Consider the following 14,646-nt stretch of genomic DNA (forward strand, 5'->3'; position numbering starts at 1 on the left):
TCCTTGGTAAAACGAATCGGTACCCACCGCATCCCAGGATGCCAGTTCCGGGCAGGAATCATGACTCTAACAGAACTCCGCTACATCGTAACCTTGGCCCAGGAGCGTCATTTCGGACGCGCCGCAGAGCGCTGCTTCGTCTCGCAGCCCACCCTGTCGGTGGCCGTCAAGAAGCTTGAGGAAGAGCTGGGAGTCGCACTGTTCGAGCGTTCCAAGTCCACCGTACAGGTCACACCGCTCGGCGAGAAGATCGTTCAGCAGGCTCAGCGCGTGCTGGAGCAGTCCAGCGTGATCAAGGAACTGGCCAATTCCGGCAAGGATCAGCTCTCCAGCCCGTTGCGCATCGGCGCCATCTATACCATTGGACCGTATCTTTTCCCGCACCTGGTGCCGGAACTGACGCGGCGTGCGCCGAAGATGCCGCTCTACATCGAGGAAGGCATGACCGGCGACCTGCGTCGCAAGCTGCGCAATGGCGAGCTGGACGTGATCATCGTCGCGCTGCCGTTCACCGAGACCGACGTGCTGACGAAGATCCTCTACGAAGAGCCCTTCGAAGTCCTGCTGCCGGCCGGCCACCCCCTGCTCGAGCAGGACAGCATCGCCAAGGAGCAGTTGATCAACGAGCGTCTGCTGATGCTCGGCGAGGGCCACTGCTTCCGTGATCAGATTCTCGAGGCCTGCCCGGCCATCGGCAATCAGATCAACAACCCCGAGAATACGCTGATCGCCGAAGGCGGCTCGCTGGAAACCATTCGCCACATGGTCGCCTCCGGCCTCGGTATCACCGTGCTGCCCTACTCGGCGACCGGTACCGGTCATTACGAGAGCGGCGTGCTCGAGACGCGTCCCTTCAAGGACCCGGCACCCAGCCGCAGCGTGGCGCTGGCATGGCGTGCCAGCTTCCCGCGCCCCAAGGCCATCGACGTGATCAGCCAGGCGATCGCCGAGTGCTCCAATCGTGCGCGCCAGAGCAATGAGAACGGCATGCAGGGCTCCGCTTCCCAGAGCCACGAACCGGCATGAGCAGGGCGGGCACGGAAGCCTCATCTGCCGGGCCCGCGAGCGCCGGTGTCTTTGCCACCGGCGCGCTGGCCCAACCGCTGGACAGCCTGAGCGGCGTCGGCCCCGCGCTGAGCGAGAAGCTGTCGCGCCTGGGGCTGGAGCGCGTCGCAGACCTGCTGTTCCATCTGCCGCTGCGCTATCAGGACCGGACCCGCGTCACGCCCATCGGCACGCTCAAGAGCGGCATGGAGGCGGTGGTGGAAGGCGAGGTGACGGCCTGTGACATCGTCAAGGGCCGTCGCCGCAGCCTGCTGGTGCGCCTGCGCGATGGCAGCGGCATCCTCAGCCTGCGCTTCTTCCACTTCTCCCCCGCCCAGCAGCAGCAATTCCAGCGTGGCCATAGCGTGCGCTGCTTCGGCGAGGCACGCGCCGGGGCCACCGGTCTCGAGATCTACCATCCGGAATACCGCCTGCTCGGCCAGGGTGCCGCGCCGGTGGAAGACCACCTCACACCCATCTATCCGGCCACCGAAGGCCTCAATCAGGCACGCCTGCGCGCTCTGATCGCCCAGGCGCTCAAGCAGCTCGAGGAAACGCCCCATGAGCTGCCGGACCTGATTCCCGAGGCGCTGCGCACGCGCTTTCGCCTGCCCGGCGTGATCGAGTGCCTGCGCTTTCTGCACGAGCCACCGCCGGATGCGCCCGTCGACCAGATGAGCGACGGCGTGCACCCGAGTCAGCGCCGCCTCGCCCAGGAAGAATTGCTCGCCCACCAGTTGAGCCTGCGTCAGGTGCGCGCGCGTATCCAGCAGGATGGCGCGCCCTCGCTGAGCGCCAGTGGCGGCCTCAGCACGCGCTTTCTCGCCCAACTGCCCTTCTCGCTGACCGGCGCCCAGCATCGCGTGCTGGAAGATGTGCGCCGCGACCTGGCACGCGAAGTGCCGATGCTGCGTCTGGTGCAGGGCGATGTGGGCTCGGGCAAGACGGTGGTCGCCGCGCTGGCGGCACTGATCGCGATCGGCGGCGGCTGTCAGGCGGCCTTGATGGCGCCCACCGAGATTCTCGCCGAGCAGCACTATCGCAACTTCCGCGAATGGCTGGAGCCATTGGGCATCGAGGTGGCGTGGCTGGCCGGCAAGCTCAAGGGCAAGGCGCGGCTGGACGCCAAGGCCGCCATCGCCGATGGCCGGGCACGCATGGTAGTCGGCACGCATGCGCTGTTTCAGGCCGATGTGACCTTCCAGCGCCTGGGGCTGGCGATCGTCGATGAGCAGCACCGCTTCGGCGTGCATCAGCGTCTCGCCTTGCGGGCGAAGGGGGAAGCCGGTGGCCTGACACCCCACCAGCTGATCATGACCGCGACGCCGATTCCGCGCACCCTGGCGATGAGCGCCTACGCCGACCTCGACCTGTCGGTGATCGACGAGCTGCCGCCGGGGCGCACCCCGGTGCAGACCGTCGCGGTGGCCGACCCGCGCCGCCCCGAGGTGGTCGAGCGCATCCGCGCCGCCTGCTCCGAGGGCCGCCAGGCCTATTGGGTGTGTACGCTGATCGAGGAATCCGAGGTGATGACCTGCCAGGCCGCCGAGGTGACGCGTGACGAGCTGACCGAGGCGCTGCCGGAGCTGTCCATCGGCCTGGTCCATGGCCGCATGAAGGCAGCCGAGAAGGCCGAGGTGATGGCGGCGTTCAAGGATGGCGAGCATGACCTGCTGGTGGCGACCACGGTGATCGAGGTCGGGGTCGATGTGCCGAATGCCAGCCTGATGGTGATCGACAATCCCGAGCGTCTCGGCCTGTCGCAGCTGCACCAGCTGCGTGGCCGTGTCGGGCGTGGCAGCACCGAGAGCTTCTGTGTGCTGCTCTATCATCCGCCGCTGTCGCAGCACTCCAAGCAGCGCCTGGCGGTGATGCGCGAGACCACCGACGGCTTCAAGATCGCCGAGAAGGACCTGGAGCTACGCGGCCCCGGCGAAGTGCTGGGCACGCGTCAGACGGGGCTGGCGGGGATGAAGATCGCCGATCTCGAGCGTGACAGTGACCTGATCGCCCCGACCACCACGCTGGCCGATGCCATCCTCAGCGAGGCCCCGCAGGCCGCGGAGCCATTGATTCGCCGCTGGCTGGGCGAGGCGGCCGGGCAATACGGCGCCGTCTGAGCGCGCTGCCCGCTGCTCGCCTGGCGCCCTCACGTATTCAACCCGGACACTCGATCACTCGGCCCGCCGCGCCAGTCGCTCAGACAGCACTTGTCTTGCAGTACAGGTCAGTCAGTACTTGTCTTTCAGTACCGGTCAGTCAGGACAGCTCAGCTGGCGCGGCTGGCCTTGATCAGCTGGGTGCCGGCGCTTTCCAGCGGCTGCAACAGCCGCAGCACCAGAATCAGCTGTGACAGCGCCAGGCGTCCGGTGATGGATTCGACCTGCTCGACCTCGGCTTCCAGTGCCGCGATCTCATCTTCGCTGTCCAGCGTGACGGCGATCTCACCGCCCGCCTCCAATTGCTCTCCCAACGCCGTCAGCTGCTGACTCAGGCGCTCGCCATGGCGCAGCAGCGTCTCGATGCCGCTGCTGGCCGAGGCGGTCGATTCCAGTTCGCCACGATGCGCTGCCAGCGCCGAGAGATAGCCGAGCACGGTGTGCGCGTGGAGCAGGAAGCCGAAGCCCGGCTCGACATCGCGCCGGAAGTGGCCGGGCTCCTTGCGGGCCGTGGCCAGAAGATTGGAGAAGGCCGCGTCGGCGTTGTGGGCATTGCGGCGTGCCAGGCGGTAGGCCAGATCGTCGCGCTTGCCGTGACGATACTGGGACAGCACCTCGCCCAGATAGCGACCGCTGGTCTTGAGGCTGACGCCGGCCTGACGATAGAGCTTGCGGCCCTGCCAGTCCGGCAGGATCAACACCACCGAAAGCCCAGCCAGCAGGCCACCGACCAGCGTATCGAACAGACGCGGCCAGATGAGATCGAAGCCATCGCCGACCTGATTGAAGCACGCCAGCACCATCAGCGTGATGGCGGCGGTGGCCAGGGTATAGCGCGAGCCACGGGTGGCGAAGAACAGTACCCCAGCGACCACGGCGATCCCGGCCTGGATCGTGGGCGCCGGGAACAGACTGATCAGCGCCCAGCCGGCGACCAGACCGATCAGCGTGCCCAGAATCCGCTGCGCCAGCGTGCGGCGCGTATCGCCATAGCTGGGACGGCACACGAACAGCCCGGTCAGCAGAATCCAGTAGCCCTGGGTCGGGTGTACCGCCAGCAGCACGCCATAGCCGGCCACCAGCGTCGCGGTCAGACGCAGCGCATGGCGGAAGATCGGCGAGCGCGGCGTCAGGTGGCTGCGGATACGCTCGAACATGTCCCGCGTGCCGTGGGGCGAGCGGTCCAGCAGGCTGTTGTCGCTTTCATTGCTGACGGCTTCGAGATCATTCAGGCGCGCGATCTGACCTTCGATCAGGCGCAGGTTGCTGGCCAGTGCCTCCAACGCCTGCATCAGATGGTGCCACTCGGGCCGCTGCTGTTGCTTGAGATAGACGAGCGAGGCGTTGAGGTCTTCCAGCGCCTGCTGGCTGTCACTGGCATCGAAGGGCTGGCGCATCAACAGCGCCTTGCCGAGTCCGCGACAGGCGCGCCCCTGCTGCTCCAGCAGGCGCTGACAGCGGAACAGGATGTCGTGATGGAAGAAGGCGTCGGTGAGCTGGCCGTAGGGATAATGGCTGGAGCTGGCGCGCTCGTGGAGGTCCTGGGCGATGAAGTAGAGCCGCAGGTAGCGGTCGAGCTTGGTGGTATCGCGCCGCCCGGCGAGGCGCCGGAAGACCATCTCCTTGGTCTGGTTGAGTGCCACCACCACGCGGCCGTTCTGCTCGGCCAGCGCCAGACGGCGGGCAGACTGGTCGACATTGCGCAGCGGCTCGAACAGCTGCGCCTTGAGAATCAGGTAGCGCCCCAGCTCACGGTAGAGCGTCGCCATGCTGTGCTTGAGCGGCTGGCGCGAGAACAGCGCACACCACACGACCGAGAGCAGGCCATACCAGGTCGCCCCCACCACCAGCAGCAACGGCTGAACCAGATTGATGCCCAGCCCCGGCTCCCGCAGCCACTCGGGCAGGCTGCGCTCCAGCACCGCGATCTGACCATCACCATGCTGCTGCTCGAGGCTGATCATGGTGTAGACGGCCAGAATCAACGAGGCGCGCGCGATGGCGCCGTAGCGGGCATCGATGGCGCCCAGCATCGGCATCGCGAAGGTGGCCAGCGCCAGCCCGATCACGAAGGGCAGCGGCATGCCGAACAACAGCTCCACCGAGACGGCGGCGATGCTGAAGCAGGCCAGCGTCATGCCCAGCGCGCGCAGGCGGCCGCGCCAGTGATCATCGGTTTCCGCCAGCCCCGAGGCGATCACGCCCAGAAACAGCGGAATCACCACCGCCATCTCGTCGAGCCAGAACCCCACCGCCATCACGCCACCCAGCGCGATCAACATGCGCAGCGAATAGCTGAAGGCATCCAGCGTCCACAGACGACGCAGGGAGTGCATGAGGGAGTCCAGGAGAGAGCGTGTCATGAAGTGTTCCGTGACCAGGGCGCCGGGCAGCGCATTAGACTTTAGATTTATATCGCTAGCATAACACCCCGTTCTGCCGTGTCCGAGAGCCATGGCGCATGCAAGCGTTGGCGGGCGCGTCGAATGTCGAATCGCCGCGACGTGCCACTCTGAAGACTCCTGACCTCATTGGCTTTCATGGAGAATACCGATGCATCCTCTTATCGAACGCGTCACTGGCTCCCTCGGGCTGTCACCGGAAATCGCCGAGCAGGCGGTCGGCATGGTTCTCAAGTTCGTGCGTGAGCAGGGGCCGGATGGCCCGGCCGCCTCACTGCTGGGCGCCATTCCGGGGGCGGAAGGCCTGATCGGCAGCGCAGGCGAGGAAGCCGCCGAGTCCGGTGGCGGTGGCCTCATGGGCGGCCTGATGGGCGCCGTCAGCGCCTTCACCGGCGGCAGCGGTGGCGGTGCGCTGGAACTGGGCCAGAAGCTGATGGGGCTGGACCTGAACATGGACCAGGCGCGCGGCGTGGCCGATGAGACGCTGAGCTATGCGCGCGAAGAAGCCGGCGATGGCGTGGTCGATCAGGTGCTCGAAGGCATTCCGGGCCTCAAGCAGTTGCTGTGACGCCTCGAGGGCGTTGAGAGGGTCTTCTCGAACAGCCCCTCGCAAGTAAAGGCTCGCGACAACTGCTCATGACAAAAACAACGCCCCGCTGATTCTCTCAGCGGGGCGTCTTTCGTTCATGCAGGCACGGCACCGGGTCGTTCAGCGAATGCGCTTGAGCAATGACTGCAAGCGGTTGAGCTGGGCCGAATCGCCAACCAGCCGCACGCGCTGGTCCATCAGGCCTTGCAGGAAGGCACGCGGCGAGGGCTTGAGCAGAAAGGCCACCGCACTGTCGCTATCGGCGAAGCGCAGCTCAAGCTCGGTATCCACCGGCAGGCCACTGCCAGTGGTGACGCCCGCGCGGGACATGCGGTAGTGACGCGCGATGCTCATGTCTTCGGTCGCGACGCCCCAGTCCAGCGGACGCTTTTCCAGCTCGGCACGAAATTCGGGGTCGCGCTTGAAGGCCCGCTTGAGCAGCAGACCCAGCACCCACAGCAATATCTTGAGCTTCATGGTGTCATTCCTTGAATCGCGAAGCGTCGGTCACGCAGGCCATATGAAAATGCCACCGGCCCCGCAGGGCGGAACCGGTGGCATCAGCATGACAGCCGACAGGGCTTTTGATGACGACGATTGAAAGCCATGGCGACAGCCACCCCGGGTCTGCGCTGAAGCACGAGCCGAGGTTACTTGGTCACTGCATCCTTCAACGACTTGCCGGGTTTGAAGGCAACGGTCTTGCTGGCCGGGATGGTCAGCGGCTTGCCTGTCTGAGGGTTCTTGCCGGTACGCGCCGCACGCTGGCGCACGGTGAATGACCCGAAACCGATCAGTGAGACGTCATTGCCTTTGGCCACGGTATGAGTGATCTCGTCGAGAATCACGTTCAGTACCTGACTGGCCTTGTCCTTGGATAGATCCGCACGCTCGGCGATGGCCGCAGCGAGTTCTGGCTTGCGCATGAAAAGCCCTCCTGGTTTGGCATTCTGCACGGGCGGCCAAGCCGCCGTTTCCATTGTTGTTCTTGCACTTGCTAGCGGTGGCGTATGGCGGCGACGCAATCCGCTCCCGGCAAGCTTTGCCGTATCAAACCTGTCGATGGCAGCAATCTGTCAGACTCCGCACGCTGAGCAGAATGTCTGACGGAGCATTCACTATCGTGCCTGACCGCGCTGGCAGCAAGGGATTTACGACCATCGATCATGGCATCGCCTAGCCTAGCAACGGCGGCGCCTGCCGCGCTAGCTCGACTTTCCTGCGAACGGCGGCGCCTGTCAACGCATATCCAATCAAGCGTTCGTTCATATCCAGTGCACGCGCTTCGAGGTCATCGCCTTCACCGTTGATTTCCCAGCGCGCCACGGCCGAACGCGGCGGATAGGCCACCACCGGCAAGACCGGTGTCTTGACCAGCACCGGCCACGCCTTCCAGTCGAGCACGCTCGGCTCACCACACAGGTTGGCCGCCAGGGTGCGCGCGGCCATCTGCAGCGGCTGGACATACATGGCATTGACGCCCTCGACACTGGCGCAATCGCCCAGCGCCCAGATATGCGGCTGGGAGGTGGCCAGGTGGCGGTCGACACGGATGCCGTCACCACCGGCGCTCAGGCCCGCGGCCTGCGCCAGACGAATGCGCGGCGCCAGCCCGGTGGCCAGCAGAACCACGGAGCCCGTCAGGCGACGACCGCTCTGCAGGCGCACCTCGACCGGCGCGGCCTGACGCTCGGCCTCCTCGCCTGAGCTGGCGGCGATGGTCTCGACCATCTCGCCCTGGCGACGCGTCACACCGAGTCCATCCAGCGCCGCACCCAGACGCTGCCCCAGTGCTTGCGGCAACAGTCCATCCAGCGGAGTTTCCTCCGGCGCGACCAGCGTGACGCGGTGGCCGGCCGCCGTCAGATCATTGGCGTATTCACAGCCGACCAGTCCGGCACCGACAATCACCACGTGCCCGTCTTCCCCGCGCTCGCGGGCCTTCGCCAGCGTCGCGCAGAAGGCCGCATAGTCGTCGAGGTCATTGATGCTCTGCACGCGTGAGGCCACTTCCGCGGCGACGGGGAAGGGACGACGCGGCGCGGCGCCGAGTGCCAGCACCAGCTCGTCATAGGCCAGACACTCCTCGCCCAGCCATAGCTGGCGGGCATCACCGTCGATGGCGGTGACGCGTTGACGGGTACGCAGCTCGGCATTCAGCTCGTCCACCAGCGCCACCGGCGCCTGACGCGACAGGTCGGTGGCCGACATCTTCTTGGCGAAGGCGGTGGACAACATCGGCTTGGCGTAATCGTGGCCGCTATCCTGGCTGATGAGGATCAGCCGGCTGTCCTTGTCACGCGCACGCAGCGCGCGCGCCAGACCAATGCCCGCCATGCCGGTACCAATGATGACAAGGGTGCGAGGGTCGCGCATGGCACCATCTCCTGAGATCGATCCGAGGGAAGCGCTGATGAAAGAGCGCCAGCAGCGTCCGTCATGAACGCCGATGAATGCGCCCAGCATACCAGCCCGCCAGCAGTGCAGGCATGCCTGAGCGGGAGGCCTTGCCGCCCGGCCATGCTAGACTCGCCATTTCGTCATCCTGACAGGGAATTCACCGTGGTCCGATGCCCAGCAGGCGAGCCTCATCGCGCAGCGCTCACGCCACAGACCTCCACCTGTGAGGCGCCTCATCCGTCAGCCGAGACCCTATGCAAGCCTGCGCCTCGCTGGCCTTCGCCCTCGCGCACCGCACCCGTTGCTTCGGCGGCGGTGCGCCGTCATTGGCAGCCGGCTGCCGCGCTGCAAGGTGTCATGCCGGCCGGCTGGTGGGCGTGGCTCTCCTCGACGGACTCGCTGACCCAGCGTCTTGCCAGCGCCATGCAGCAGCAGGATGAACGCGATGGCCAGTCCATCCAGGGCCTGCGCGTGCGCCTGCTGCTGCAGGACACCGGCCCCGCGCGGCTGGATGAGGCACGCCTGCTGGGCATCGGCCCACGCCGGCATGTCTGGCGGCGCGAAGTGGCACTCTGTCATGGCGATACGCCATGGGTGATCGCACGCTCGCTGGCGGCGCTGGACCTGGCCCACGGTCATCGCCTCTCGACGCTGGGCGAGCGCTCGCTGGGCCATTGGCTGTTTCGCCAGCCCGACCTGACCCGCAGCGCCATCGATGTCAGCCGCGCCCCGCTGGTGCTTTCGAGCCCCAGGCCGCTGGCCCGCACCACCAGCCTGTGGATGCGCCGCTCGATGTTCTCGCATGGTCGCTTCAAGGTACTGGTGCAGGAGGGCTTCACACCGGCCTTCCAGCACGCGCTGCAGCTGGCCTGAGCCTTGTGGCCGACTGGCCTCGTTTCTCTCTCTTCCCTTGCCCACTACCACTCGCCCAGGAGCCCCGATGACCGCGTCATCCACTTCCGCCGCTTCGCGTCCTTCCAGACTGGCCGACTACCTCGCCCTGACACGGCTGGACCGCCCCATCGGCACCTGGCTGCTGATGTGGCCGACCCTGTGGGCACTGTGGCTGGCGGCAGATGGCATTCCCGAGCGCACGACCCTGCTGATCTTCATCGCCGGGGTCTATCTGATGCGCGCCGCCGGCTGCGTCATCAACGACTACGCCGACCGCCATTGGGACAAGCATGTCGAGCGCACGCGAGACCGGCCGCTGACCTCGGGTCGCATTTCGGAGCGCGAGGCGCTGACGCTGTTCGGGGGGCTGGTCGCGGCCGCCTTCGTGCTGGTGTGCTTCACCAACCTGACCACGGTGCTGCTGTCGATCGTCGCCGTGCTGCTGGCGGCCAGCTATCCGTTCATGAAGCGCTTCCATCATCTGCCCCAGGTGGTGCTGGGCGCCGCCTTCGGCTGGGCGATTCCGATGGCCTTCGCCGCGACGCTGGAGGAGGTACCGACCTACGGCTGGTGGCTGTTCGCGGCCAATCTGATGTGGACGGTGGCCTACGATACCGCCTACGCGATGGTCGATCGCAACGACGACCTCAAGGTGGGCATCAAGTCCACCGCCGTGCTGTTCGGGCGTGCCGACAAGCTGATGATCGGCCTGTTGCAGCTGGGCATGCTGGCGGTGTTGATCGGCATCGGCCTGCACCTGACGCTGGGCATCTTCTACTGGCTGGGGCTGGCCGCCGCCGCCGTCACCTTCGTCTGGCAGCAACGTCTGATCCGTGAGCGTGAGCGTGCGCCCTGCTTCCAGGCGTTCCTCAACAATCATTGGACGGGTCTGCTGATCTTCGCCGGTATCGCCCTGGCGACCTGGCCGATGAGCTGACTCCCGCATAAACATTAGTATTATTTAATTTAAAGCGACCCCTGCCCTCTGTTGCTCCCCAGCCCACGGTTCATGCCTGCCTGCCGCGCCTCCAAGGCGGCTGGCAGGCTTGCGTGCAAGCTGCCATGCTGGCAGTTGTCATCTCGTTGTCATATAAGCGGGTTGTAATCGTCATCGACTTGTCATTCTGGCGCGTGCGCCGACTGCTGCATGGGATCTAGCGATGAGCTCCAAGACCGTACTGATTGTCGACGATGAATCCTCGATTCGCGAGATGATCGCCGTTGCCCTCGAAATGGCGGATTACCGCGTGCTGGAGGCAGACAATGCCCAGGACGCCCACGCCATCGTCGTCGATGAAAAGCCCGATCTGCTGTTGCTGGACTGGATGATGCCGGGCACCAGTGGCCTGGAGCTCGCGCGGCGTCTCAAGCGTGACGAGACCACCTCGGAGCTGCCGATCATCCTGCTGACCGCCAAGGGCGAGGAAGACAACAAGATTCAAGGCCTGGAAGCCGGTGCCGACGACTACATCACCAAGCCCTTCTCGCCGCGCGAGCTGGTCGCCCGTCTCAAGGCCGTGCTGCGTCGCACCACTCCCAAGGGGGTCGAGGAGGCGGTGGAAGTCGAAGGCCTGATGCTCGACCCGGCCAGCCACCGCGTCACCGCCCACGGCAACTCGCTGGATGTCGGCCCGACCGAATATCGCCTGCTGCAGTTCTTCATGACGCATCAGGAACGTGCCTACACGCGCAGTCAGCTGCTCGATCAGGTATGGGGCGGCAACGTCTATGTCGAGGAGCGCACCGTGGACGTGCACATCCGTCGCCTGCGCAAGGCGCTGGGCACAGGCCATCAGCATCTGATCCAGACCGTCCGCGGCACCGGTTACCGCTTCAGCGCTCAGGCCTGAGGGATTCATGCGCTATTGGACCAACGAGCTATGGCGCCTCGGCTACCTTGCCGGTGGCTTCGGCCTGATCGGTGGCCTGCTGGGCCATCTGGGCTGGGGCCTGGCGCTGGGCCTTTCGCTGTATCTGTTCGTCCATCTCAAGCACTTGAAGAGCCTCTACACCTGGCTGATCACCAATCCCCATGAAGAGCCGCCGCCCGGCGATGGCGTCTGGGGAGACCTGCTCGATCGTCTCTACCGCTACCAGAAGGGCCAGCGTCAGGCTCAGGAGCGACTGCGCAGCATCCTCAACCGTATCCAGGAATCCTCCGAGGCCATGCGCGACGGCCTGGTGATGCTGGACAACCACGGTGACATGGAATGGTGGAACAGCGCTGCCGAGCAGCTGGTCGGTCTCAAGGCCAGCCACGACCGCGGTCAGCACATCACCAACTATCTGCGTGACCCCGTCTTCATCGACTACTTCAATCGGCTGGCCTACCGCGAGCCGCTGACGCTCCAGTCGCCGCTGTCTGACAACCTGACGCTGCAGATCTCCATCACCCTGTTCGGTGACAACGAGCGTCTGGTCATGCTGCGTGACGTCACCCGCCTCTATCGTCTTGAAGAGATGCGCCGCGACTTCGTGGCCAATGTCTCCCATGAACTGCGCACGCCGCTGACGGTGCTGGCCGGCTATCTCGAGACCTACTCCGATTACGCCGATGACCTGCCACCGCGCTGGCAGCGTGGACTGGGCCAGATGCGGAGCCAGACCGACCGCATGCAGCACCTGGTCGAGGACCTGCTGACCCTGTCACGCCTGGAAAACGACGAACTGTCCGATAATGGTCGCTGCATCGACATGTGTGCCCTGCTCGGCCATATCCGCGACGACGCCGAAGGCCTGTCCCAGGGGCGCCACACCTTCTCCATCGAGGCCGATGCCAGCCTGTCTCTGCGCGGCGAGGAGCAGGAGCTGCGCAGCGCGATCTCGAATCTGGTCTTCAATGCGGTACGCTACACCCCCGAAGACTGTCATATCACCCTGCGCTGGAAGGCGGATGACCAGGGCCTGCTGGTCGAGGTGGAAGATGATGGGGACGGCATCGACCCGGTCCACCTGCCGCGCCTGACCGAACGCTTCTACCGCATCGACAAGGGCCGCAGCACCGCCACGGGAGGCACCGGCCTCGGGCTTGCCATCGTCAAGCATGTGCTGATTCGCCATCAGGGCCATCTGGAGATCGACAGCCACCCCGGCGAGGGTGCGCGCTTCCGCTGTCACTTCCCCGATGAGCGCGCCTGTCAGGCGAGCGCTCCCCAGGCCAGCAGTGCGCTAGCCCAGTGATGGGCTGATTCCGTGATGATCTGACCCGGACGTCAGCCCAACGCAGAACGCCCCGCAGCCACCTCGAAAGGAGGCGACTGCGGGGCGTTTCGTTTGGTCAATCAGACGACGCTGCGGCTATTTCAGCGACAAGCCAGCTCTGCGACGGGCTGTCTCAACGACGCGGCGCCGGCAACTGACGGTAGTGGCTCTGCCACATCAGTACCGCCCCGGCGACGGCGCCCGGGATGAACAGCAGATTGGCCAGCGGCACCAGCGTCATGACGAACACCGCGGCGCCGAAGGTCAGTGAGGGCCACCAGCGCGCCTTGAGGCGCTGCTTCATGTCACCGAAGCTGACCTGATGATTGTCCATCGGGTAGTCGAGGTACTGGATCGACATGCTCCAGGCCGAGAACAGTCCCCACAACAGCGGCGAGAGCAGGTTCAGGCCCGGGATGAAGCCGATGATGAACAGCGCGATCATGCGCGGGATGAAATAGCCCAGCTTGGCCATTTCACGCCCCAGCGAGTCGACGCCGATCTTCATCAGGCCGCGGTCATCATCGATCAGGGTGCCATCCAGACGATGCTCGACCTTCTCGGCCAGAATGCCGTAGAAGGGCGCGGCGATCAGGTTGGTCACCAGGCTGAAGGTGAAGAACACCACCAGCAACAGACTCACCACCAGCACCGGCCAGATCAACCAGCTGAGCCAGTCCAGCCACGCCGGTACCTTGAGCATCCAGTAATCGATCCAGCCACCGAACTGGTTGAACAACACCCATAGCGTGATGCTGTAGAGCACCAGGTTGATCGCCAGCGGTACGAATACGAAGCGGCGCAGCCCGGGGGTATAGACCATGCGGGTCCCGCGGACCAGCGCCGATACGGCATCAATCATGCGACGTCCTCGTCATCTCAAAAGAACCGGCCAGCCAGCGGGCTGGCCGGAGCCACACCCTAGCACTCCCGCCTGCGCGGCGCAGCTGTCGGCCGCCTGACATCGCTCGCGCTCCCACGACGCAATCGCCCCGCGACCTGCCGGTGGGCAGGAGCGGGGCGAAAGACGCTACACAGGGGCAGGGAAGCGCGTCAGCTCACTTCTTGTCCAGGTCCTGCGGCTTCAGGTCATTGGTATCGGTGTGACGCACGTCCACGCCCTTGACCAGGAAGATGACGTACTCGGCCAGGTTGTCGGCGTGGTCACCGATACGCTCCAGCGCACGCAGAATCCACATCACATTGAGCACCGGCGTGATCTGGCGCGCGTCTTCCATCATGAAGGTCATCAGCGAGCGCATCGCGCTCTGATATTCCAGATCCACCGAGGCGTCTTCACGCAGTACCTTGAGGGCAAGGTCGGTATCGAAGCGCGCGAAGGCCGTCAGGGAGTCACGCACCATGCTGCGCACGTGCTGGCTGAGATGACGCACCTCGACCATGCCGCGCGGGCTCTGGCCGTTCTCGACCAGCGAGATGGCGTTGCGTGCGATCTTGCTCGATTCATCACCGATACGCTCGAGATCGGAGGTGGCGCGGATGACGGCCAGCACCAGTCTCAGGTCGGAGGCCGCCGGCTGACGGCGGGCCAGCACCCGGGTGCACTCGTCATCGATCTTGAGCTGCATGTCGTTGACAGCCTTGTCGTTGTCGCGCACCCGCGTGGCGGTTTCACTGTCGCCTTCCAGCAATGCCGTGACGGCATCCTGCAGTTGTTTCTCTACCAGTCCGCCCATGGCCAGCAGGTGTGTCTTCAGTGCATCCAGCTCGTGATTGAACTGCTCTGAGATATGCTTGCCGTGCGAATCGCTGGTGATATCCATTTCCCTCTCCCGGAAAGTCGCCCACCGAGTCAGGGGGCGTGACATGAATGACGTGACAAGTATGGCCCACTACTGACTGACACAGCGGGATCCCCCTCAGCATGCCGACACTTGATTGCAGTTATGTTTCACCCATGGCGCAAAGGCGGTATCTGGCCGCCATCGTCAGCAAT

13 protein-coding genes are annotated in these 14,646 nt (G+C 65.1%); 7 read left to right on the forward strand and 6 right to left on the reverse strand.

Translation table 11 applies throughout. The annotated features are described in order from the left end of the window. Positions 1-60: 60 nt before the first annotated feature. Both HA399_RS16985 and recG read left to right on the forward strand, forming a co-directional pair. Positions 61-1,026 carry a hydrogen peroxide-inducible genes activator gene (locus HA399_RS16985; RefSeq protein ID WP_052384315.1) on the forward strand — a complete coding sequence of 322 codons (966 nt, stop codon included), beginning with the start codon at positions 61-63 and terminating at the stop codon, positions 1,024-1,026. Continuing rightward, positions 1,023-3,164, forward strand: coding sequence for an ATP-dependent DNA helicase RecG (recG, locus tag HA399_RS16990; protein WP_082388678.1), 2,142 nt, complete (start codon positions 1,023-1,025; stop codon positions 3,162-3,164). Before HA399_RS16985 ends, recG begins: the two co-directional genes overlap by 4 nt. Before the next feature lie 149 nt (positions 3,165-3,313). Here the strand turns inward: recG and yccS are convergent, their stop codons facing one another. Then, positions 3,314-5,566: a YccS family putative transporter gene (yccS, locus tag HA399_RS16995; RefSeq protein WP_404325575.1), complete on the reverse strand. Its 2,253-nt coding sequence runs from the start codon at positions 5,564-5,566 to the stop codon at positions 3,314-3,316. A 190-nt stretch (positions 5,567-5,756) separates the two neighbouring features. Between yccS and HA399_RS17000 the strand changes: the two genes are divergently transcribed. Next, a complete protein-coding gene (locus HA399_RS17000) occupies positions 5,757-6,173 on the forward strand; it encodes a DUF2780 domain-containing protein (protein ID WP_054556347.1) in 417 nt (138 codons plus the stop codon). 141 nt (positions 6,174-6,314) lie between these two features. Here HA399_RS17000 and HA399_RS17005 read toward each other — a convergent pair whose 3' ends face one another. The 3 genes from HA399_RS17005 to HA399_RS17015 form a co-directional block, all read right to left on the reverse strand. Then, on the reverse strand, positions 6,315-6,671 hold the full coding sequence (locus HA399_RS17005; protein WP_404325576.1) for a hypothetical protein: 357 nt from the start codon (positions 6,669-6,671) through the stop codon (positions 6,315-6,317). Between the two features lie 173 nt (positions 6,672-6,844). Further along, complete coding sequence (locus HA399_RS17010; protein WP_024952843.1) at positions 6,845-7,120, reverse strand: HU family DNA-binding protein; 276 nt, start codon at positions 7,118-7,120, stop codon at positions 6,845-6,847. Between the two features lie 250 nt (positions 7,121-7,370). Beyond that, positions 7,371-8,570 (reverse strand): NAD(P)/FAD-dependent oxidoreductase, encoded by a 1,200-nt coding sequence (locus HA399_RS17015; RefSeq protein ID WP_404325577.1) that lies wholly within the window; start codon positions 8,568-8,570, stop codon positions 7,371-7,373. Between the two features lie 339 nt (positions 8,571-8,909). Between HA399_RS17015 and HA399_RS17020 the strand changes: the two genes are divergently transcribed. From HA399_RS17020 to phoR, 4 genes are all read left to right on the forward strand, one after another. Next, the gene (locus tag HA399_RS17020; RefSeq protein ID WP_324692532.1) at positions 8,910-9,467 is read left to right on the forward strand and encodes a chorismate lyase; all 558 of its coding nucleotides are present in this window, start codon (positions 8,910-8,912) and stop codon (positions 9,465-9,467) included. Between the two features lie 67 nt (positions 9,468-9,534). Next, positions 9,535-10,425, forward strand: coding sequence for a 4-hydroxybenzoate octaprenyltransferase (gene ubiA / locus HA399_RS17025; protein ID WP_348472467.1), 891 nt, complete (start codon positions 9,535-9,537; stop codon positions 10,423-10,425). A gap of 223 nt (positions 10,426-10,648) precedes the next feature. After that, positions 10,649-11,338: a phosphate regulon transcriptional regulator PhoB gene (phoB, locus tag HA399_RS17030; RefSeq protein ID WP_043331741.1), complete on the forward strand. Its 690-nt coding sequence runs from the start codon at positions 10,649-10,651 to the stop codon at positions 11,336-11,338. 7 nt (positions 11,339-11,345) lie between these two features. Then, entirely contained in the window at positions 11,346-12,668 is a 1,323-nt protein-coding gene (phoR, locus tag HA399_RS17035; RefSeq protein WP_404325580.1) for a phosphate regulon sensor histidine kinase PhoR, read from the forward strand. 154 nt (positions 12,669-12,822) lie between these two features. Here phoR and cysZ read toward each other — a convergent pair whose 3' ends face one another. Together cysZ and phoU are read right to left on the reverse strand one after the other, a co-directional pair. Next, entirely contained in the window at positions 12,823-13,551 is a 729-nt protein-coding gene (gene cysZ, locus HA399_RS17040; protein WP_107335789.1) for a sulfate transporter CysZ, read from the reverse strand. A 196-nt stretch (positions 13,552-13,747) separates the two neighbouring features. Continuing rightward, on the reverse strand, positions 13,748-14,473 hold the full coding sequence (gene phoU / locus HA399_RS17045) for a phosphate signaling complex protein PhoU (RefSeq protein ID WP_404325582.1): 726 nt from the start codon (positions 14,471-14,473) through the stop codon (positions 13,748-13,750). Between the last annotated feature and the right edge of the window lie 173 nt (positions 14,474-14,646).

Origin of the sequence: Cobetia sp. UIB-001, from assembly GCF_044789135.1 — a bacterium.
Taxonomy (GTDB): Bacteria; Pseudomonadota; Gammaproteobacteria; order Pseudomonadales; family Halomonadaceae; genus Cobetia; species Cobetia amphilecti.